The sequence below is a fragment of the Actinospineispora acaciae DSM 45401 genome (genome assembly GCF_000620785.1).
Lineage (GTDB): Bacteria > Actinomycetota > Actinomycetes > Mycobacteriales > Pseudonocardiaceae > Pseudonocardia > Pseudonocardia acaciae.
Genome location: NZ_JIAI01000009.1, coordinates 120,187 through 140,517, shown reverse-complemented (window position 1 = coordinate 140,517; position 20,331 = coordinate 120,187). Strand labels below are relative to the sequence as shown.

Here is a 20,331-nt window from a genome sequence, read left to right as displayed (position 1 = left end):
CTCACCCTGACAGAATCCGCGACTCACCCTGACAAATTCCCCGACTCGCGGGCGTCACGAACGAGCAGGACGCGGACTTCGGCGTCTCCGGTGACGGTGCCGACGAAGGTGGGGTGGGGGACGGGGGCGTAGGTGACGGTGGTCGCTAGGACCTCGTGGGCCAGGTAGTTCTCGTGGGTGCGGACGGCGGCTAGTACGGAGTCGGGGGCGTCCAGGGTTACGGCGACCCGGTCGGAGACGTCGAGGGCTGCCTCGCGGCGGGCTTGTTGGACGACGCGGACGACGTCCTTGGCCAGGCCTTCGGCCTCCAGGTCGGGGGTGACGACGGTGTCGAGGACGACCAGGCCGGAGTTGCCGGGCAGCGCGGCGGTGCCGTCGGGGTCGGCGGGTACGAGGCGTTCGCTGTACTCGCCGGGCAGGAGCACGATGCCGGCGGCGGTCACCGTGCCGTCGGCGTCGACCTGCCACTCCCCCGCCTTGACCGCCCTGATCACCTTCTGGGTGTCGCCGCCGAGGCGGGGGCCGCAGGCGCGGGCGTTCACGGTCAGCTCGAACCGGCCGTAGTGCGCCACATCGGTGGTCAGCTCGACGGACTTGACGTTCACCTCGTCGGCCAGGATGTCGGTGAACGGCTCCAGCACGGCGGCGTCGGCGGCGGCCACGGTGAGCCTGGTCAGCGGCAGCCGCACCCGCAGCTTGCGCGCCTTGCGCAGCGACAGCGCGGCGGACGCCACCTGGCGCACCCGGTCCATGCCCGCGACCAGCGAAGCGTCGTGGGGCAGCTCGTCCCGCGACGGCCAGTCGGTCAGGTGCACGGACCGCTCGCCCGTGAGGCCCCGCCAGATCGCCTCGGTGGTCAGCGGCAGCAGCGGGGCGGCCACCCGGCAGGTCACCTCGAGCACGGTGTGCAGGGTGTCGACGGCGTCCCGGTCGCCGTCCCAGAACCGTTCCCGGGAGCGGCGCACGTACCAGTTGGTGAGCACCTCGGCGTGCTCGCGCACGGCCTGGCAGGCGTCCGCGATGGCGTAGCGGTCCAGCGCCTCGGTCACCGCGTCGACCAGCTCGGCGGTCTTGGCCAGCACATACCTGTCCAGCACGTGTTGGGAGTCGGTCCTGGTGCGCCCGGTGACGCCCGCCGCGTTGGCGTAGAGCGCGAGGAAGTACCAGGTGTTCCACAGCGGCAGCACGGCCTGCCGGACACCCTCGCGGATGCCCTGCTCGGTGACGACCAGGTTGCCGCCGCGCAGCACCGGCGAGGCCATCAGGAACCAGCGCATCGCGTCGCTGCCGTCCCTGTTGAACACCTCGTTGACGTCCGGGTAGTTGCGCAGCGACTTGGACATCTTCTGCCCGTCGTCGCCGAGCACGATGCCGTGCGCGATGCACGACTCGAACGCCGGCCGGTCGAACAGCGCGGTGGCCAGCACGTGCAGGGTGTAGAACCAGCCTCGAGTCTGGCCGTTGTACTCGACGATGAAGTCGCCCGGGTAGTGGTGCTCGAACCAGTCCGCGTTCTCGAACGGGTAGTGCACCTGGGCGAACGGCATCGAGCCGGACTCGAACCAGCAGTCCAGCACCTCGGGCACCCGGCGCATGGTGGAGCGCCCGGTGGGGTCGTCCGGGTTCGGCCTGGTCAGCTGGTCGATGCCGGGGCGGTGCAGGTCGGTCGGGCGAACCCCGAAGTCGCGCTCCAGCTCGTCCAGCGAGCCGTAGACGTCGGTGCGCGGGTAGTTCGGGTCGTCGGACATCCAGACCGGGATCGGGCTGCCCCAGTACCGGTTGCGGGAGATGTTCCAGTCCCGCGCGCCCTCCAGCCACTTGCCGAACTGGCCGTCGCGGATGTGCTCGGGCACCCAGGTGATCTGCTTGTTCAGCTCGACCATCCGGTCCCGGAACTCGGTGACCTTGACGAACCAGGAGTCCACCGCGCGCTGGATGAGCGGGTTGCCGCAGCGCCAGCAGTGCGGGTACGGGTGGTCGTAGGTCTCGTGCCGCAGCAGCACGCCGAGCGTGTGCGGCGAGCCGTAGCGCAGGTCCCTGATGATCTCGGCGTTCGCGTCGAACACCTGCATCCCGGCGTACGGCGGCACCTCGGCGGTGAACTCCCCGCGCGAGTCGACCGGGACCACCGGCTCGATGCCGGCCGCGTCGGTGACGACCTTGTCCTCCTCACCGAAGGCGGGCGCGATGTGCACGGCGCCGGTGCCGTCCTCGGTGCTCACGTAGTCGGCGGCCAGCACCTGGTGGGCGTTCTCCCGGCCGAGGAAGAAGTCGAACGGCGGCCGGTAGCGCAGGCCGAGCAGCTCGGACCCGGTGTAGCGGCGCAGGACCTCCGGTTCCTCGCCCAGCTCGCGGGCGTAGTGCGCCACGCGCGCCTCGGCGAGCAGGTAGCGCTGCCCGTCCTCCGCCCTGACCAGCGCGTACTGCACCTCGGGGTGCACGGCGGCGGCCAGGTTGGAGGGCAGCGTCCACGGCGTGGTGGTCCAGACCAGCAGGAAGGCGCCGTCCAGCTCGCCGCCGGGCACCACCAGCGGCAGCCCGACGGTGACCGCCGGGTCCTGCCGCTCCAGGTAGGCGTCGTCCATCTTGGTCTCGGTGGCCGCCAGCGGCGTCTCGCAGCGCCAGCAGTACCAGAGCACCCGGAAGCCGGAGTAGACAAGGCCCTTGTCCCACAGCGACTTGAACGCCCACATGACGCTCTCCATGTAGGACAGGTCGAGCGTCTTGTAGTCGTTGTCGAAGTCCACCCAGCGGGCCTGGCGGGTGACGTACTCCCGCCATTCGTTGGTGTAGCGCAGCACCGAGGCGCGGCAGGCCTCGTTGAACGCGGCCATGCCCATCTCTTCGATCTCGGACTTGTGCTTGATGCCGAGCTGGTTCTCGGTCTCGATCTCGGCGGGAAGGCCGTGGGTGTCCCAGCCGAACCGGCGCTCGACGTGGCGGCCGCGCATGGTCTGGTAGCGCGGGACGACGTCCTTGACGTAGCCGGTCAGCAGGTGGCCGTAGTGCGGCAGGCCGTTCGCGAACGGCGGGCCGTCGTAGAAGACGAACTCGTTGGCGCCGTTCTCCCCGGCCGGGCGGGCGTCGACGGACGCGGCGAACGTCTTGTCCGCCTCCCAGCCGCGCAGCACCGCCCGTTCCAGCTCGGGGAACGATGGCTGCGACGGGACCGGCTCCGGTGTGCCGGACGTGGTGACGTCGACCTTGGGGTATGCCATGACTCGCGGTGCTCCTCGTGCGCAAATGCCTCTTCCGCACGGGGACGAACCCGAGCGCGCGCCCGGACCGCGGTACCACCCCGCTTGCCGCCGGCTGGCCGGCGACCACTCATCCGTTCGGCTGTGACGGGCCGAACCCGTCCGGTTCTACTGAGGCCCAGGTACGGGCCCGTTCTTCCGGAAGCTCCCCGGTGATGGCCGGATCAACGCCGTTCTTCTACAAGGTTACCGCCGGCTAGGACGACGACGCAGCCCGGTTCCGTTCGGCCAGGGTGCTGACCGGGGAGCAGGTGCCGCACGGCGTGAAGCCGTACTCCACGGCCTCCTTGGCCGGCAGCGGGATCGTCTCGTTGCCGCTGAGCACCCGGCAGCCGGCGAGGTGGTAGCGCGGGTGCTCGTCGATGACCAGCACCTCGTCGTCCAGCTCGGCCACGATGGCCTCCGCCGAGGAGTCGGGCTGTTCCTCGTCCGGGTCCGGGGGTGCGCTCCGGGGCGGCGGCGCGGCCTGCTCCGGCGCGGCCTCCTCCTCGGCCTCGGCCACCGGTTCCGGCTCCTGGGCCGGCTCGGCGTCCTCGGCCTCCTCGGCCTCGCGGCGCGCGGCCTCTTCCCGTTCGGCCTTCTCCCGCTCGGCGCGCTCGCGTTCGGCCCGCTCGCGCTTGTCCCGTTCGGCCTTCTCGCGTTCGGCCTTCTGCTGCTCGGCGCGCTCGCGTTCGGCCTTCTCCCGCTGGGCCTTCTCGCGTTCCGCCTTCGCGCGCTCGGCTTTCTCGCGCTCGGCCTGCTCGCGATCGGCCTGCTCCTGCTCGGCACGCTTGCGCTCGGCCTCCGCCTTCCGGTCCGAGACCGGGATGGCGGTGGTGCGGGCGCTGTCGGCGTCGGGGGCCGGACGCTTGGGCGGCTTCGGGGCGCCTGCCTTTGCGCGCTCGTCCTCGTCGGCCGGGGGCCGCTCGGCGTTCGCCGGCTGCCTCGGCTTCCACTGCTCGGCCTGGTCGCGGCCGGGCGGGGTGCGCCGCTGCTTCGGGTCGCCCTCGGTGTCTCGACCCGTGCCGCTCTTGCCGTCCCCGAATCGGGTTGTCCGCTCGGCGGCGTTAACCCCTTCGCGGTCACCCGATGGCGCAACGCCCGGAGAATCCGGGGCATCCGAGCGATCCCTACCGCCCGGAGTCACCCTGGGTGACCACTGCTCGCCCGGTGTGCCCCCATCTGGCTGAGCGCCAAGCGGTCGCTCGGGGGAGCCGGGCGGCGGGGAAGCGGGCCTGAACGCCACCGTCTCCGGCGCATCCGCGACGGGCGGTCTCGCCGGCGGGCCCTGCCGCACCGGCTGGAACACCTCGGTGCGCGGGTCCATCATGGCGCCGCCCATCACAGGAATCGCCGCGGTCGGCGGTTCCTGTGCGCCGGCGGACATCTGACCGACCCCGCTGAGGGTACGATCGCCGCCCCCGCCGCTCCTGATCGCGGCACGGCGCTGTGCCCAGTCGTAGACCAGCGCCCCAGCGGCGGCGACGCTGACCGCGACCGAGATCCAGGCCCAGGCCGCCGTGCCGGTCACCAGGGCGACCAGCAGCAGCCCGAAAGCCGCGAGCACGAATATCAGGACCAGCAGTAACACTGTTCACTCCGAGGTAGCGACGTCGTTATGCGGCGCCAACCACCCTATCGTTGGTGGCGGGTCAGCTACCGGCGTCCGCCCGTGAGCCATAGCCGGTGGCCGCGTAGCCCTGTGTCGAGCTGGTACGCCCGTCGGGCGGTGCCGCCGAGCCCCGACCTGCGAGGTCTCGCAGCTGGGACTCCAGGTAGGTCTTGAGCCGCGTCCGGTACTCCCGTTCGAATGTACGCAACTCGTCGATCTTCTTGTCGAGGACCGACTTCTCACGCTGGATGCTGCCCATGATCTCAGAGTGCTTGCGCTCGGCTTCCCCGACCAGCGCAGCAGCCTTGTCACGGGACTGGCGTTCCATCGTCTCGGCCCGGGTACGGGCGTCGTTGAGCATCGTCTCGGCGCGCACCCGAGCCTCGTTCACCAGGCCGTCGGCCTTGGTACGGGCCTCGGAGAGCAGCTGCTCGGACCGGGTCCGCGCGTCGCCGAGCATGCCGTCGGCCTCGGTCTTGGCCTCGGCGGTGAGCCGGTCGGCCATTTCCTGGGCCAGGCCGAGCACCTTGGCGGCCTGCACGTGGTGGTCGCCGCCGAGGGCCGCCGGGTCCAGCATCGCCTGGGGCGCGACCTGGGGAGGCGGGGGCGGCGGGGGAGCTTGCTGCTGCGGCGCCGCGGGCACGGCGGCCATGGTCACCGTCTGGCGGGGCTCGTCGGACTGGTGGCGCTGCTGGGGAGCACGAGAGGCCTGGGCACGAGCCTCGGAAAGGTCACTCTGCGCATTGCCCAGCTGCTGCTCCAGGGCACTGACCTGGTCGCGCAGCTCGGTGTTCTCCTCGATCAGCTTGGCGAGCTCGGTCTCGACGAGGTCGAGGAAGGCGTCCACCTCGTCCTCGTTGTAGCCCCGCTTGCCGATCGGGGGTTTGCTGAAGGCGACGTTGTGCACGTCGGCCGGGGTCAGCGGCATCGGATCACCTCACGCAGTTCCTGGGCTACCGAGGGCCTGTACACGTCTCATAGCAACCTCGGGTCTTGCGGATCGTCCATCAGGTCGTGTCACAGCAACGTCAACAGTATGAGCACGGCCAGCACCAAAACCATAATCGAAAGGTCCAGTCCCGCGAAGCCGGGCAGAGTCAGATTTTTCACTGTCCGTAACCGGCCGGCGCGATGTCCGGCGACCGTGGATCCGAGCTGTGGCACGGCTCAAGCCTGGCCGAAGAAGCCACGCTCGGCCAGTCGGCGACGGTCTTCGGCCGAGACCTCGACACCGGGTGGAGAGATCAGGAAGACTCGACTGGTGACCTTGTCGAAGGAGCCGCGCAGGGCGAACACCAACCCGGCCGCGAAGTCCACCAGCCGCTTGGCGGCGGCGTCGTCCAGCTCGGTCAGGTTCATGATCACCGGGATGCCCTCCCGGTACCGCTCCCCTATGGTCCGGGCCTCGTCGTAGCTGCGCGGTTGCACGGTGGTGATCCGGGACAGCGGCAGCGGCCTGGCAGCCGCCGGCTCGACCGGCTGCTCCGGCGCCACCTGGGCAACTGGCTTGCGCGGCGGCTCGGCGAGCGGTGGGTCGACGGCCAGCGAGCCGTGCACCAGTGAGGCCCGCCCGACACCGCTGGAGGGCGGCGTGACCGGCTCGGCCGGGGGGCGGGCGTAGGAGCGCTCGGGGTAGCGCCGCTCGGGGCTCTGGCGGGCCGTGTAGGGGGCCTCGTAGGGGGCGTCCGCCGGGTGCCGCTCGACCCGGCGCTCGGGGCGCTCGGAGCCCGGCTCGGAGTAGCCGGAACGCCTGTCGTCGTAGTACCTGTGGTCGTCGTCGTAGTCCAGGTAGGCGTCCATGTCTTCGGCCGGGACCATCCCGAAATACGCCTTGAGCCGATACAACGTGCTCACGGCCTCGCCTCCTTCCCGGCAGCTTCCTACGAGCGGGTGCGGGCAACATCATTGCTGGTCACCGGCCTAATGGGGGGCGCCGGTAACACCGCGTCATCCGCTCACGAGGAGGTTAACGGCCGGTCACCCAGTAGTGCCGTTCCGACACGCACACACGTCGATCCATGCCGGATCGCGGCCTCGAAGTCGGCGGTCATTCCGGCGCTCGTCACCCTGGCGCGCGGGTGATATATACCCATACGATATTGCGCCTCGGCGAGATCGGCGAAGGCTTGATCCGGATCGACACCCAGAGGGGCGACGGCCATCAGCCCGTGCAGCTCCAGTCCCTCGGTCTCGGCGACCCGATCGGCAAGGGCGGGCAGCTCTCCGAGCGGCGCCCCGCCCCTCTCCGGGTCACCGTCCAGGCTGACCTGAAGCAGCACCGGCAGCGGCCCTGGCCGCTCCCCCGCGTCGATGGCGCGCCGTACGGCGTCGTCCAGGGCGTCCACCAGCCGCACGGAGTCCACCGACTCCACCCGGGTCGCCCAGCGGGCCACCGAGCGCGCCTTGTTGCGCTGCAGCCGCCCGACCAGGTGCCAGCGCGCCGCATTGCCCGGACGCAGCTCGGAGAGCTCGGCGACCTTGGCGGCGGCCTCCTGCGGGCGGTTCTCCCCGAACATGTCGTGGCCCAGGTCGAGCAGCAGGGCCAGGTCGGTGGCGGGCCGGGTCTTGGTGACGGCCATCAGCTCGACCTCGTCGGGGTGGCGGCCGGCGGCTTCGCACGCCTTCGCGATGCGCTCGCGCACCGAGGCCAGCGCCTCGGACAGCCGCTCGCGGCGGCGTTCGAGCCCGGTCAACTCGGGTCCAACCAGGTCACGGCGGCCATCCGGCCGGTCTTGCCGTCCCGGCGGTGGGAGTAGAGCGTCGGGTCCTCGGCGGTGCAGCGGGGGTCGGTGTCCACCCGGACAACCCCGTGCGCGCGCAGCTGCGTGCGCAGCCCGGCCCGCAGGTCGAGCCCGGGGCTGCCCTTCCTGGTGGTGCAGCCGCTGCCGGGCAGCGCGGCCTGCACGTCGTCGCGCATGGAGGCCGGCACCTCGTAGCAGCCGCCGCAGACCGCGGGTCCGAGCAGCGCCCGCACCCGGTCCGGCCGGGCGCCCAGCCGCACCATGGCGGCCAGCACCGAGGGCAGCACGCCGTCCGCCGCGCCGACCCGGCCGGCGTGCGCGGCGCCGAGCACCCGCGCGTCGAGGTCGGCCAGCAGGATCGGTACGCAGTCGGCGGCCAGCACGGCCAGCGCCAGGCCGGGGCGGTCGGTCACCATCGCGTCGACGCCTCGCAGGTCGCCGTCGGGCGGCGCGGTGACGGTCGCGGTGTTCGCGCTGTGCACCTGGCGCATCCAGACCACCCGCTCCGGCGGCAGCCCCACCCCCGCGGCCAGCCGCTTGCGGTTCGCGGCCACCGCCGCCGGGTCGTCCCCAACGAGCACGGAGAGGTTGAACGCCTCAAACGGCGCCCGCGAGGCGCCACCCTCCCTGGTGGTCACCACACGCCGCACCCGCATCACGTCCACTCTAATCGCCACGCCCCAGCTCTGCCCGCACAACAGCTCTGGCCGCACAACCGATCCGTGTCCCGTACACCTGCTTCAGCGCGTGTGCGGGGTACGGAGTGGGTGCGCGGAATCCACGGTGGGGCGCGGACGCCGGCGTCAGCGGCGCATGAACGGCGGAACGTCGACCTCGTCGTCGTCGAAGTCGGTGACGGTGCGGGCGGTGCTGGGGGGTGGGGGCGACGGGGGTGCGGGGGGTGCGGACCTCGGGGACGTGGGAGTGGTGGCCCTGGGCGACGGGGACTGCGCCGGGATGGTCGGGCGCGAGCGGCTCATCGAGGTGGGCTGGTGGCCGGAGGCGTTCGCGGTCGGTCCGTTGCCGCTTCCGCCTGCGCCGTAGCCGCCGGTGCTCGGCGGGTCGGCGGGTCGGCGGGGGGCTCCGTTGTGTGTGCCGGCGTGGTGGCCGGAGCCCGGTGGTGCCGAGCCGGTCTCGGTTCGCGGGCGGTAGGCGGCGGGGTCGAGCTTCTTGTGCGTGGGGGTGCCGGAGTCGAACCCGGCTGCTATAACAGTGACGCGCACCTCGTCGCCGAGCGAGTCGTCGATCACCGTGCCGAAGATGATGTTCGCGTCCGGGTGCGCGGCCTCCTGCACCAGCGACGCCGCCTCGTTGATCTCGAACAGCCCGAGGTCGGACCCGCCCGCCACGGACAGCAGCACGCCGTGCGCGCCATCCATGGAGGCCTCCAGCAGCGGCGAGTTGATGGCCTTGCCGGCGGCCTGCACCGCCCTGCCCTCGCCGCGCGCCGAGCCGATGCCCATCAGCGCGCTGCCGGCGCCGGACATCACGCTCTTGACGTCGGCGAAGTCCAGGTTGATCAGGCCGGGGGTGGTGATCAGGTCGGTGATGCCCTGGACACCGGAGAGCAGCACCTCGTCGGCGGAGCGGAAGGCGTCCATCAGGGACACGCCCACGTCGCCGAGCTGCAGCAGCCGGTCGTTCGGGATCACGATCAGGGTGTCGCACTCGTTGCGCAGCGAGGTGATGCCGTCCTCGGCCTGGCCGGAGCGGCGCTTGCCCTCGAAGGTGAACGGCCGGGTCACCACGCCGATGGTCAGCGCGCCCAGCTTGCGGGCGATGGACGCCACCACGGGCGCGCCGCCGGTGCCGGTGCCGCCGCCCTCGCCGGCGGTCACGAAGACCATGTCGGCGCCCTTGAGCACCTCTTCGATCTCTTCCCGGTGGTCCTCGGCCGCCTTGCGCCCCACCTCGGGGTTCGCCCCGGCGCCGAGTCCCCTGGTCAGCTCGCGGCCGATGTCCAGCTTGACGTCCGCGTCCGACATCAGCAGTGCCTGCGCGTCGGTGTTCACCGCGATGAACTCGACGCCCTTCAGACCGACCTCGATCATCCGGTTGACCGCGTTCACGCCGCCGCCACCGATACCGACGACCTTTATCACCGCAAGATAGTTGTGCGGGGGCGTCATGCGCGGCACCTTCCTTACTGGCCTTGCATTACTATCAACCTCGACCAGAGGCTGAGAGTTATGTCAGCCGTCGGCCTCGCACGAGAACCGTAGGTCCGGCAAAGGCCATGGTCCAGCAGGCGCGCCGCACGGCGGTCCGCCCTGCCCGCGCCCGTGTTCAGCGCCGAATCGTGGGGAGATCCGGCGCGGAGACATCGTAGACCGAGCCCCGCTGGGTCAGAAGCACGCCCAGCACGGCCGCCTTGCGGTCCGAGCGGGCCGGCGAGCCCCACCGCACCTGCTTGCCGTCGGCCAGCCGCAGGGTGACCGCCGCCGGGCCTGATGCCTCGACGACCTGCAGTTTCTCCCGTAACTGGGGGGTCAGGGCGGCGAGGACGGCCAGGCCGGCGGTGGTCGCGGGGTCGCCGGGGGCCACCGTGGTCGCGTCCAGCCTGGGCAGCGGCGCCGCTCCGGCCGGTGCCGCCTGGTAGGCCATCCCGGTGCCGTCCACCCAGCGCGGTCCGGTCGGGGACTCGGCCAGGGCCACCGGGGTGCGTTCGGCCACCGTCAGCCGGACGGTGCCTGGCCAGCTCCGGGTGGCCAGCGCGGAGGCGACCTCGGGGATGGACGCCACCCGCCGTTGGACGTCGGCCAGGTCGACGGCGAGCAGCGGGACGCCGGGCTTGATGCCGGACACCTCGCGCACCAGCGCCGGGTCGATCCCAGCCGGCCCGAACACCTCGATGTCCGTGACCTGAAACCTGTCCGAGTGCATCAACAGCGCCCGCCCGCCCAGCACCACCCCGAGCACGAGCACGACCACCGCTCCCCCGAGCGCCGCCAACCGCCGCCTCAGATACCGCCCGCGCACCCGCTCACGCCCGCGCCCACGCGCGTGTGAATCCCGCGAGTCGGGGTTTTTAGCAGGGTGAGTCGGGGCTTTTGGCACATTGGTGAACGAACGATCGGTTGGGAGGGAGGGATGGGTGGCGCGGTAAGGGTTGGTTCCGGTGCGGGCGGCTCGGATGATGTCGGCGTGATCGGGTCCGGTTCGGTCGGTTCCGGTTCGGTCCGTGCCGGTGGCGCCGGAGCGGTCGGTGCGGGTGGGTCGACCTGCCCGGGTGGATCGGCGGGCGGGGCGGCCGGCGCGGCTCATGGCGCTGGCGTTTCGGGTGCGGCGGGGTCTTCGGCCGGCCCGGGCTCCTCTCCCCGGCCAAGCTCGGTGAGCACCTCGGGGCCGAGCACCGTCACGTCCCCGGCCCCCATGGTGATCACCATGTCGCCGGGTTCGGCCAGCTTGGCCAGCACCTCGGGCACGTCCGACCAGCGTGGCACGTAGTGCACCCGCTCGGCGGGCAGTGGCACGGACTCGGCGACCAGCGCCCCGCTCACCCCCGGCTCGGGGTCCTCGCGGGCGCCGAACACGTCCAGCACCACCACCTCGTCGGCCAGCGCGAGGGCGGCGCCGAACTCGCGGTGGAACGCCCGGGTGCGCGAGTACAGGTGCGGCTGGAACGCGACGATCAGCCGGCCCTCCGCGACCTGGCGGGCGGCGGTCAGCGCGGCGGCGACCTTGGTCGGGTGGTGCGCGTAGTCGTCGTAGACCACCACCCCGCCGGCCCGGCCCTTGAACTCGAACCGCCGCCGCACCCCGGAGAACCCGGCCAGCCCGTCCAGCAACTCCGCGACCGGCGCGCCCAGCTCGATCCCGGCCAGCAGCGCCGCCAGCGCGTTGAGCGCCATGTGCTCGCCGGGCACCGGAAGCTCCAGCACGTGCTCGTCCCCGGAACCCAGCCGCAGCCGGACCCGCCCGCCCGTGCCGACCGGCTCGTGGTCGAGCAGCAGCGCGTCGCCGGACGACCCGGGCGCCGTCCGGCCGTAGCGGCGCACCCGGATGCCGGCGGCCTCGGCCTCGGCGGCCAGCCGCTCGCCGCCCGGGTCGTCGACGCAGGTCACCAACGCGCCGCCGGGGACGATGCGGGCCAGGAACTTCGTGAACGCGCCGGCGTACTCCGCCGGGCTGCCGAAGTGGTCGAGGTGGTCGACCTCCACGTTGGTGACGACCGCGACCTCGGGGCTGAACCGCAGGAACGAGCCGTCGCTCTCGTCGGCCTCCGCGACGAAGATGTCGCCCGTGCCGTGGTGCGCCCCCGAGCCGGCCGCGGTCAGGTCGCCGCCGATCGCGAAGGACGGGTCCAGCCCGCAGTGCTGCAGCGCCACGGTGAGCATCGAGGTGGTGGACGTCTTGCCGGCGGTGCCGGTCACGCAGGCCACCCGGCGCCCGGACATCAGCGCGGCCAGCGCGTCGGAGCGGTGCAGCACCGTCAGGCCCCGCTCGTGGGCGGCGACCAGCTCGGGGTTGTCCTTCCGGATCGCGCTGGACACCACCACCGTGGGCGGGCCGTCCAGCTGCTCCAGGTGCGCCCCGTCGTGCCCGCCGACCGCGATGCGCGCGCCCTGGGCCCGCAGCGCGAGCACCGTGCGCGAGTCCTTGGCGTCCGACCCGGACACCGCCGCGCCCCTGGCCAGCAGGATCCGCGCGACGCCGCTCATGCCGGCGCCCCCGATACCGATCAGGTGCACCCGCTCCAAGTCCGTGCCCCTCACCGCTGAACCACCTCGAACACCAGCCGAGCCAGGTCCTCGTCCGCCCCGGCGTGCCCGGAGCCGCGCGCGGCGGCACCCATCGCGGCCAGCCGGTCCTTGTCGGTGAGCAGCCCGGCGAGCTCGTCGAGCACCCGCTGGCCGGTCAGCTCGCCGTCCGGCACCAGGGTGCCGCCGCCGGCGTCGACCACCGGCGCGGCGTTCAGCGACTGCTCGCCGTTGCCGATCGGCAGCGGGACGTAGACGGCGGGCAGGCCCACGGCGGAGACCTCGGCGACGGTCATCGCGCCGGAGCGGCAGAGCACCGCGTCGGCCGCCGCGTAGGCCAGGTCCATCCGCTCCAGGTACGGCAGGCCCACGTACCGCCCGCCGCCGGGCACCGTGACCTCGGTGGCCGGCCGCTGGCGCGCGCCGTACCCGTGCAGCACGGCGATGCCCGCCTCGGCCAGCCCGCCGAGCGCCTCCCCTACCGCGTTGTTGAGCGTGCGCGCGCCCTGCGAACCGCCGAAGACCAGCAACACCGGCCCGTCCGCCGGCAGTCCGTAGTGCTCGCGCGCGTCCGCCCGCAGCGCCGCCCGGTCCAGCCCGGTGATCTGTTCCCGCAGCGGGATGCCGATCGGCCGCGCGCCGGGCAGGCCGGACCCGGGGACGGCGGCGGCCACGGCGGCGGCGAACCGGGCGCCCACCTTGTTGGCCAGGCCGGCGCGGGCGTTCGCCTCGTGCACCACGATCGGCACCCGGCCGCGCGCCGCCAGGTACGCCGGCAGCGCCACGTACCCGCCGAAGCCGACCACCACGTCCGCCTCCACCCGGCGGAGCACCTCCCGGGTCCTCCGCACCGAGTCCGCCACCTTGGCCGGCAGCCGCAGCAGGTCGACGGTGGGCTTGCGGGGCAGCGGCACCGGCGGGATCAGCTCCAGCGGGTAGCCCCGGGCCGGGATCAGGGTGCGGTCCAGCCCGCGCTCGGTGCCCAGCGCGGTCAGCCGGGAGTCCGGGCGCAGCCGGCGCACCGCGTCGGCGAAGGCCAGCGCGGGCTCGATGTGCCCGGCCGAGCCACCGCCGGCGAGCACCACTGACAGCGGTCGGTCCGTCATCGCCGCCCCCGCTGCCCCGGTACCGGGCCGCCGCCTCCGTATCGAGGCTGGGCGGCGGTGCGCTGGGCCGGCGGCGGGCCCACCCGTGGGCGGGCGGCCGGCGCGCGGTACGGCTCGGGCAGCTTGAGCCCGAGCAGCTTGGCCACCTTGCCCTGGCCGTGGGTGCGCAGCGCGGCGATGGCCTCCGGCTCGTGCCGGGCGGCGTTGGCCAGCAGCCCACCGACGAACAACGCGGTCACAAGGGCGGAACCTCCCGAGGACACGAGCGGCAGCGGAATGCCGGTCACCGGCATCAATCCCACCACGTAGCCGATGTTGATGACCGCCTGGGCCACCATCCAGGTGGTCAGGGTGGCGACGACCACCTTCAGCCACGGGTCGGTGTTGCGCGCCGCGATGCGCATCCCGACGTAGGCCAGCATGCCGAACAGGACGAGCACGGCGATCGCGCCGACCATGCCCAGCTCCTCGCCGATGATCGCGTAGATGAAGTCGTTGTGTGCGTTCGGGAGGTAGCTCCATTTGGCCCGCCCCTGGCCGAGTCCCACCCCGAACAGGCCCCCGTCGGCCAGCGAGAACAGCGCCTGCCTGGCCTGGAACACGGCGCCGAGCGGGTCGCTGGAGCCCGGCGAGAGGAACGCGGTGAGACGGCTCTGCCGGTAGCCGGCGGACAGCGCCAGCGCCACCGTGCCGCCGAGCCCGCCCATCAGCAGCGCGGCGAGCAGCCGAAGCGGCGCGCCGGCGAAGAAGAGCAGCGCGAACACCACGATGCCCAGCGACACCGCCGTGCCGAGGTCCGGCTCCACCACGATCAGCGTGAGCAGCACCAGCCCGACCGGAAGCACCGGGGACAGCGCCTGCCGCCAGTTGCCCAGGGTCCGCTGCCGCGCGGCCAGCACGTGCGCCCCCCACAGCGCCATCGCGATCTTGGCCAGCTCGGAGGGCTGTATCGAGATCAGCGGGAGCACGAACCAACTCCGCGCGCCGCCACGAACGTGCCCGATCCCGGGGACCAACACCAGCGCGAGCAGCACCACGGAGACGACCAGGACCGTCGGCGCCAGCGCCCGCAGCGTCCGGGGTCGGATGCGCATGCCGATCCAGAACACCACCAGGCCGACCCCACAGAACGCCAGCTGGTGGACGAACACCGCGTACGAGGAACCACCCGCCTCGAAGGACTGCACGCTGGACGCGGACAGCACCATGACCAGCCCGAGCAGGGTGAGCAGCCCGAAGATGCCGAGCACGATGTGCAGCGAGGTCAGCGGGCGGGCCAGCCAGGCGGTCAGCGCGGCGCGGGCGCGGCGGACCTTCCGCTGAAACCCCCCGGGGGCGGGACGGGGCGCGGCGGGCCGGGCCGCCCTTCCCGGACGGCCGGTGGTCGTCCCGGTCACCGGGTGGCCGCCGGAAGCGCGGCCACCGCGTCGGAGAACGCCTTCCCTCGCGCGCCGTAGCTGGCGAACTGGTCAAGGGACGCCGCCGCCGGAGCGAGCAGCACCACATCCCCTGGCTCGGCCATCGCGGCGGCCAGCCGTACCGCGTCGGTCATGGGTCCATGATCTCCCGGTGACGCCTCCGCGACGGGGACATCCGGTGCGTGTCGCAACAGCGCGTCACGAATGATCCCTCGATCGGTACCCATTAGGACGACACCGGCGAACCTGTGCGCGTGGTCGCGGATCAGCTCCGTCACCGAAGCGCCCTTGAGCAGTCCCCCGGCGAGCCACACGACCCTCGAATAGCTGGCCAGCGCGGCGGAGGCGGCGTGCGGGTTGGTGGCCTTGGAGTCGTCCACGAACCGCACCCCGCCGAGCTCGCCGACCACCGAGCCCCGGTGCGGGCCGGGCCGGTAGCCGGCGAGCCCGTCGCGGACCTGCTCGGGCGTCACGCCGGCCGCCCTGGCGAGCGCGGCGGCGCCCAGCGCGTCGAACCATCCCGACGGGCCGGACGGGTGGACCTCGTCCAGGCCGACCAGCTCGACCGAGGGACTGAACGCCCGGTCCACCAGCGCGCCGTCGCGCACGCCGAGCTGCCCGTCGGCCGGGGCGTTCAGGGTGATCCCGATCCGGTGGGCGGCGGGCGCGGCGGCGAGCGCGTCCGCGACCAGGGGGTCGTCCACCCCCGCGACCGCGACCGGGCCGGCCAGCACCCCGGCCTTGGCCGCGAGGTAGGTGGCCATGTCGCCGTGCCAGTCCAGGTGGTCCTCGGCGATGTTGAGCAGGCAGCCGGCGTCCGGGCGCAGCGACGGCGACCAGTGCAGCTGGAAGCTGGACAGCTCCACGGCCAGCTCGCGGTGCCCGGCGCGGACCACGTCGATCACCGAGGTGCCGACGTTCCCGCAGGCCACCGCGTCGCGGCCGGCGGCGGTCAGGATCGCGGCCAGCATGCCCACCGTGGTCGTCTTGCCGTTCGTGCCGGTCACCGCCAGCCACCGGGGCCGGCCGGCCGCCACAGGCCAGCGCCAGGCCAGCTCCGGCTCGCCGATCACCTCGATGCCGGCGCGGGCGGCGGCGGCCAGCAGCGGCGCGTCCGGGCGCCAGCCGGGGCTGGTCACCACCAGCTCGGTGCCGGGCGGCGGTTCGGTCAGCCCGAGCGCGCCGTCCACGCCCGGCGGCAGCGCGGCGAGCCGGTCGGCCACCGCGTCGGTCACCGTGACCCGCGCCCCCAGCTCGGACAGCGCGGTCGCAGCCGCCAGCCCGGACACCGCGGCCCCGGCCACCAGCACCGGCCGGCCGCGCAGTGCCGTCAGCGGGGCCGTCAGTGGAACGTTTCTGCCGGCCACCGCGCTAGCCTCCGGCCGCGGCGGAGAGCCACTCGCTGTAGAAGATGCCCAGCCCGATCGCGCAGCAGATCGCGCCGAGCAGCCAGAAGCGAATGATCACCGTCGTCTCGGCCCAGCCGGCTAGCTCGAAATGATGGTGGAACGGCGCCATTCGGAACAGTCGCCGCCGGGTGGCCCTGAACACCACGATCTGCAGCGACACCGACAGCAGCTCCACCACGAACACCCCGCCGATCACCACCAGCAGCAGCTCGGTGCGGGTCACGATGGACAGCCCGGCGATCAGCCCGCCCAGCGCCAGCGACCCGGTGTCGCCCATGAAGATCCGCGCGGGCGCCGCGTTCCACCACAGGAACCCGATGCAGCCGCCCATCGCGGCGGCGGCGACTATCGCCACGTCCAGCGGGTCGCGCACCGAGTAGCAGCCCGGGTTCGCCTCCGGCGGCAGGCACAGGTTGCGGAACTGCCAGAAGCCGATGATCACGTACGTTGCCAGCACCATCGCCGAGGTGCCGGCCGCCAGCCCGTCCAGCCCGTCGGTCATGTTCACCGCGTTCGACCAGGCGCTGACCAGCAGGTAGCAGAACAGCACGAAGCCGATGGTGCCGAACGAGAGCACCAGGATGTCGCGCACGAAGGACGGCCGCACCGAGGCCGGGGTGAGCCCGTTCGCGCTGGCGAACCGCAGCGCCAGGATCGCGAAGATCACGGCGGTGACCAGCTGGCCGAGCAGCTTGGACGTCTTGTTCAGGCCCAGGTTGCGCTGCCGGCGCAGCTTGATCAGGTCGTCCACGAAGCCGACGATGCCCAGCGCGGTGGTCAGGAACAGCACCAGCCAGGCCGACGCGGTGGGCCCGCCGCCCTGCTCGCCGGTGGCCAGGTGGGCGACCAGGTAGCCGACCCAGATCGAGGCCAGGATGGCCACCCCGCCCATCACCGGGGTGCCGCGCTTGGACTGGTGGGTGGCCGGCCCCTCCGCCCTGATCTCCTGGCCGAAGCCCTGGCGGGCGAAGAACCGGATCAGGTACGGGGTCACCAGGATGGAGACCGCGAGCGCCACGCCGGCCGCGATGAGAATGCCCTTCACGAGCGTTCCCGCGTCGGCCCGGCCGCCACCGGCGGCTCCAGCAGGCCGGCGGCGATGCGCTCCAGCCCCGCCGAGCGGGACGCCTTGACGAGCACCACGTCACCCGGCCGCAGCCGCTCCTGGAGAACCTCCATGGCGGCCGCCACGTCCGGCACGACTATCGACTCCTCTCCGTCGCCGGCACGGTAGCCGGCCCGATAACTCTCCGCGTCGCCGCCCGTACCCACCGCGACCAGGCATCGCACCCCGAGCCGGGCGGCCAGGCCGCCGATTTCCTCGTGCGCCGCCGGGGTGATCTCCCCCAGCTCGGCCATGGTGCCGAGCACCGCCCAGCACCGCCGCCGACCGCCCGCGACCGCGGCCAGCGCCTCCAGCCCGGCGCGCATGGACTCCAGGTTCGCGTTGTACGCGTCGTTGATCACGGTCACGCCGTCCGGGCGGTCGATGACCTCCATCCGCCAGCGCGAGGCCGGCTCGGCGGTGGCCAGCACGTCGGCCACCAGGTCCAGGCCGGCGCCCAGCTCCAGTCCGACGGCGGCGGCGGCCAGCGCGTTGCCGACGTGGTGCGCGCCCACCAGCCGCAGCCCCAGCTCCGCCTCGCCCGCCGGCGTGACCAGCCGGAACCTCGGGCGACCGGCCTCGTCCAGCGTGACCTTCACGGCGCGCAGGTCGCCGGACGAGCCGAAGGTGACGACCCGGGCCTCGGTGCGGGCGGCCATCGCGGCGACCCGGGGGTCGTCGGCGTTCAGCACGGCCACCCCGCCGTCGGGCGCCGCCGGCAGCGCCTCGACCAGCTCGCCCTTGGCCGTCGCCACCGCCTCCGGGGAGCCGAACTCGCCCAGGTGCGCGCTGCCCACGTTCAGCACCGCGCCGACCCGGGGCGGCGCCACCGTGCACAGCGCGGCGATGTGCCCGACGCGCCGGGCGGCCAGCTCCAGCACCAGGTGCCGGGCGTGCTCGTCCGCGCGCAGCACCGTCCAGGGGTGGCCGATCTCGTTGTTGAACGACCCGGGCGGGGCCACCGTCGGCCCCAGCCGGCGCAGCACGGCGGCCACCAGGTCCTTGGTGGAGGTCTTGCCGGACGAGCCGGTCAGCCCGACGACCTCCAGGCCGGGCAGCCGGCGCACCACGTGAGCGGCCAGCCGGCTCAGCGCCCCGAGCACGGCCCGCTCCGGGTCCTCCCCCGGCGCCCCGACCAGCACGGCGGGCGCGTCCACCGCGCGGGCGGCCAGCACCGCGGCCGCGCCGGCGGCGTGCGCGGCGGCCGCGTAGTCGTGCCCGTCCACCCGCTCGCCGGGCAGCGCCACGAACAGCCCGCCCGGCGTGACCTTCCGGGAGTCGAACTCCACCGAGCCGGTGACCGGCTCGGTCCCGGCCGCCCGGTGCGTCCGGCCGTCGACGGCGGCCGCCACCTCGGCGAGCGTCATCGTGATCATCGACCGGCCCCCCGGATGGCCGCCGCCAGCTCCTCGACGTCGGAGAACGGGCGGCGCACGCCGCGGCTGAGCTGCCCGGTCTCGTGGCCCTTGCCGGCCACCACCAGCACGTCGCCGGGGCGCGCGCGGGACACGGCGGCCGCGATGGCGTCGCGGCGGTCGCCGACCTCGATGACCTCGTCCAGCGGCCCGGCGGCCAGGGCTCCGGCGCGCATGGCGGCCCGGATCAGCGCCGGGTCCTCGTTGCGCGGGTTGTCGTCGGTGATCACCAGCAGTTCGGCCCTCCTGGCCGCCTCGGCCCCCATCAGCGGGCGCTTCGCCGCGTCCCGGTCGCCGCCGCAGCCCAGCACCACGATCAGCCGCCCGCCGCTCCCGGTGCCGGTCAGCCGCGCGCGCAGGGTGTCGAGCAGCGCGGCCACCGCGCCGGGCTTGTGCGCGTAGTCGACCAGCGCGAGGTAGGGCTGGCCGAGGTCCACCCGCTCCAGCCGGCCGGGCACGCTGACCCCGGCCATCCCCTCGGCGGCGACCGAGGCCGGCACCCCGACCCGGTCCAGGCAGGCCAGCGCGAGCAGCGCGTTGGCCACGTTGAACGCCCCGGGCAGCGGCAGCGCCACCGGGGTACGGGCGCCCGCCGGGTCCACGGCGACGAACCGCTGGCCGCCGTCCTCGGTCGGCGAGACCGCCTCGGCCCGCCACCGCGCGTCCACCCGCCCGGCCGCCGACACCGTCACCGTGTCGTCCGTGAGCAGCCGCCGGCCCCACTCGTCGTCGGCGTTGATCACCTCGGCCTCGGAGCGGCCGTCGAACAGCAGCGCCTTGGCCGCCAGGTAGCTGGTCATGTCGTGGTGGAAGTCCAGGTGGTCCTGGGACAGGTTGGTGAACGCGCCCACCGCGAACCGGGTGCCGTCCACCCGGTGCAGCGCCAGCGCGTGGCTGGACACCTCCATCGCCGCGTGGCTCACCCCGCGCTCGCACATCACCGCGAACAGCGCCTGCAGGTCGGGCGCCTCCGGCGTGGTCAGCGGGCTGGGCCAGGCCTGGCCGGCGATGGCGGTGCGGACGGTGCCGAGCAGGCCGCTGGTCAGGCCGGCGGCCCGCAGCCCGGCCTCGACCATGAACGTGACGGTGGTCTTGCCGCTGGTGCCGGTCACGCCGAGGACGGCGAGGCGCGCGGTCGGGTCGCCGTAGACCCGGGCGGCCACCGCTCCCAGCTCCGCCCGGGGGTCCTCGACCACCAGCACAGGCAGGCCGGCGCCCTTGACGGATGGCTTCGCGGCGCCGGCCGGGTCGGTGAGCAGCGCGGTGGCCCCGGCGGCGGCGGCCTGGGCGGCGAAGTCGGCGCCGTGCGCGTGCGCGCCCGGCACGCCGGCGAACAGGTCACCGGGGCGAACGTCCTGAGTACGGAGGGTGACGCCGGTCACGGACCCCCCGATCGGGTCACCCGTGGCACGCGCACCAACCAGGGCGGCCAGCTCGGCCAGCCCGGTGGGCGTGGTCCGCGCTGGTCGCGGGGCCGTCAGGGCCGGGGCCGCGATCGGGCTGGGGGACACGTCGCGGAAGGCTACCGGCGCCATCATCGTGCACTGGCGGGGCATTCGTTCTGATCACCGTCGCGCACCCCGACGACT

15 protein-coding genes are annotated in these 20,331 nt (G+C 73.4%); all 15 read right to left on the bottom strand.

The genetic code is table 11. The features are described from left to right. Positions 1-23 precede the first annotated feature (23 nt). Positions 24-3,218, bottom strand: a complete 3,195-nt coding sequence (gene ileS / locus N912_RS0132740; protein ID WP_028925720.1) for an isoleucine--tRNA ligase — start codon at positions 3,216-3,218, stop codon at positions 24-26. Positions 3,219-3,453: 235 nt separating this feature from the next. Then, positions 3,454-4,827 (bottom strand): hypothetical protein, encoded by a 1,374-nt coding sequence (locus N912_RS60940; RefSeq protein ID WP_051581135.1) that lies wholly within the window; start codon positions 4,825-4,827, stop codon positions 3,454-3,456. Positions 4,828-4,888: 61 nt separating this feature from the next. Then, entirely contained in the window at positions 4,889-5,776 is an 888-nt protein-coding gene (gene wag31, locus N912_RS0132730; protein ID WP_028925719.1) for a DivIVA-like cell division protein Wag31, read from the bottom strand. 239 nt (positions 5,777-6,015) lie between these two features. After that, positions 6,016-6,702: a cell division protein SepF gene (locus tag N912_RS0132720; protein WP_028925718.1), complete on the bottom strand. Its 687-nt coding sequence runs from the start codon at positions 6,700-6,702 to the stop codon at positions 6,016-6,018. A 101-nt stretch (positions 6,703-6,803) separates the two neighbouring features. Beyond that, a complete protein-coding gene (locus N912_RS0132715; RefSeq protein WP_037067842.1) occupies positions 6,804-7,541 on the bottom strand; it encodes a YggS family pyridoxal phosphate-dependent enzyme in 738 nt (245 codons plus the stop codon). Further along, positions 7,538-8,245, bottom strand: coding sequence for a peptidoglycan editing factor PgeF (gene pgeF / locus N912_RS0132710; RefSeq protein ID WP_028925716.1), 708 nt, complete (start codon positions 8,243-8,245; stop codon positions 7,538-7,540). The genes N912_RS0132715 and pgeF overlap by 4 nt, the downstream gene beginning before the upstream one ends. 147 nt (positions 8,246-8,392) lie before the next feature. Then, positions 8,393-9,718, bottom strand: a complete 1,326-nt coding sequence (ftsZ, locus tag N912_RS0132705; protein ID WP_028925715.1) for a cell division protein FtsZ — start codon at positions 9,716-9,718, stop codon at positions 8,393-8,395. Between the two features lie 157 nt (positions 9,719-9,875). After that, positions 9,876-10,568 carry a cell division protein FtsQ/DivIB gene (locus N912_RS0132700; RefSeq protein ID WP_156994198.1) on the bottom strand — a complete coding sequence of 231 codons (693 nt, stop codon included), beginning with the start codon at positions 10,566-10,568 and terminating at the stop codon, positions 9,876-9,878. 281 nt (positions 10,569-10,849) lie between these two features. Beyond that, positions 10,850-12,304: a UDP-N-acetylmuramate--L-alanine ligase gene (gene murC / locus N912_RS56160; RefSeq protein ID WP_037067836.1), complete on the bottom strand. Its 1,455-nt coding sequence runs from the start codon at positions 12,302-12,304 to the stop codon at positions 10,850-10,852. After that, entirely contained in the window at positions 12,301-13,395 is a 1,095-nt protein-coding gene (murG, locus tag N912_RS0132690; RefSeq protein WP_051581133.1) for an undecaprenyldiphospho-muramoylpentapeptide beta-N-acetylglucosaminyltransferase, read from the bottom strand. The genes murC and murG overlap by 4 nt, the downstream gene beginning before the upstream one ends. After that, complete coding sequence (gene ftsW, locus N912_RS56155) at positions 13,392-14,792, bottom strand: putative lipid II flippase FtsW (RefSeq protein WP_064745465.1); 1,401 nt, start codon at positions 14,790-14,792, stop codon at positions 13,392-13,394. Before ftsW ends, murG begins: the two co-directional genes overlap by 4 nt. Next, a complete protein-coding gene (gene murD / locus N912_RS0132680) occupies positions 14,789-16,180 on the bottom strand; it encodes a UDP-N-acetylmuramoyl-L-alanine--D-glutamate ligase (RefSeq protein WP_245645580.1) in 1,392 nt (463 codons plus the stop codon). Before murD ends, ftsW begins: the two co-directional genes overlap by 4 nt. A 4-nt stretch (positions 16,181-16,184) precedes the next feature. Next, positions 16,185-17,267 (bottom strand): phospho-N-acetylmuramoyl-pentapeptide-transferase, encoded by a 1,083-nt coding sequence (gene mraY / locus N912_RS0132675; RefSeq protein WP_028925711.1) that lies wholly within the window; start codon positions 17,265-17,267, stop codon positions 16,185-16,187. After that, entirely contained in the window at positions 17,264-18,703 is a 1,440-nt protein-coding gene (locus N912_RS0132670; RefSeq protein WP_028925710.1) for a UDP-N-acetylmuramoyl-tripeptide--D-alanyl-D-alanine ligase, read from the bottom strand. Before N912_RS0132670 ends, mraY begins: the two co-directional genes overlap by 4 nt. Further along, the gene (locus tag N912_RS0132665; RefSeq protein WP_483826446.1) at positions 18,700-20,253 is read right to left on the bottom strand and encodes a UDP-N-acetylmuramoyl-L-alanyl-D-glutamate--2,6-diaminopimelate ligase; all 1,554 of its coding nucleotides are present in this window, start codon (positions 20,251-20,253) and stop codon (positions 18,700-18,702) included. The genes N912_RS0132670 and N912_RS0132665 overlap by 4 nt, the downstream gene beginning before the upstream one ends. Between the last annotated feature and the right edge of the window lie 78 nt (positions 20,254-20,331).

What these genes read in the sequence shown, in the direction of transcription:
- N912_RS0132670 (WP_028925710.1), bottom strand. Translation starts at nt 18,703, where the DNA reads ATGATCACGATGACGCTCGCCGAGGTGGCGGCCGCCGTCGACGGCCGG.
- ftsZ (WP_028925715.1), bottom strand. Translation starts at nt 9,718, where the DNA reads ATGACGCCCCCGCACAACTATCTTGCGGTGATAAAGGTCGTCGGTATC.
- murG (WP_051581133.1), bottom strand. Translation starts at nt 13,395, where the DNA reads ATGACGGACCGACCGCTGTCAGTGGTGCTCGCCGGCGGTGGCTCGGCC.
- pgeF (WP_028925716.1), bottom strand. Translation starts at nt 8,245, where the DNA reads ATGCGGGTGCGGCGTGTGGTGACCACCAGGGAGGGTGGCGCCTCGCGG.
- wag31 (WP_028925719.1), bottom strand. Translation starts at nt 5,776, where the DNA reads ATGCCGCTGACCCCGGCCGACGTGCACAACGTCGCCTTCAGCAAACCC.
- ileS (WP_028925720.1), bottom strand. Translation starts at nt 3,218, where the DNA reads ATGGCATACCCCAAGGTCGACGTCACCACGTCCGGCACACCGGAGCCG.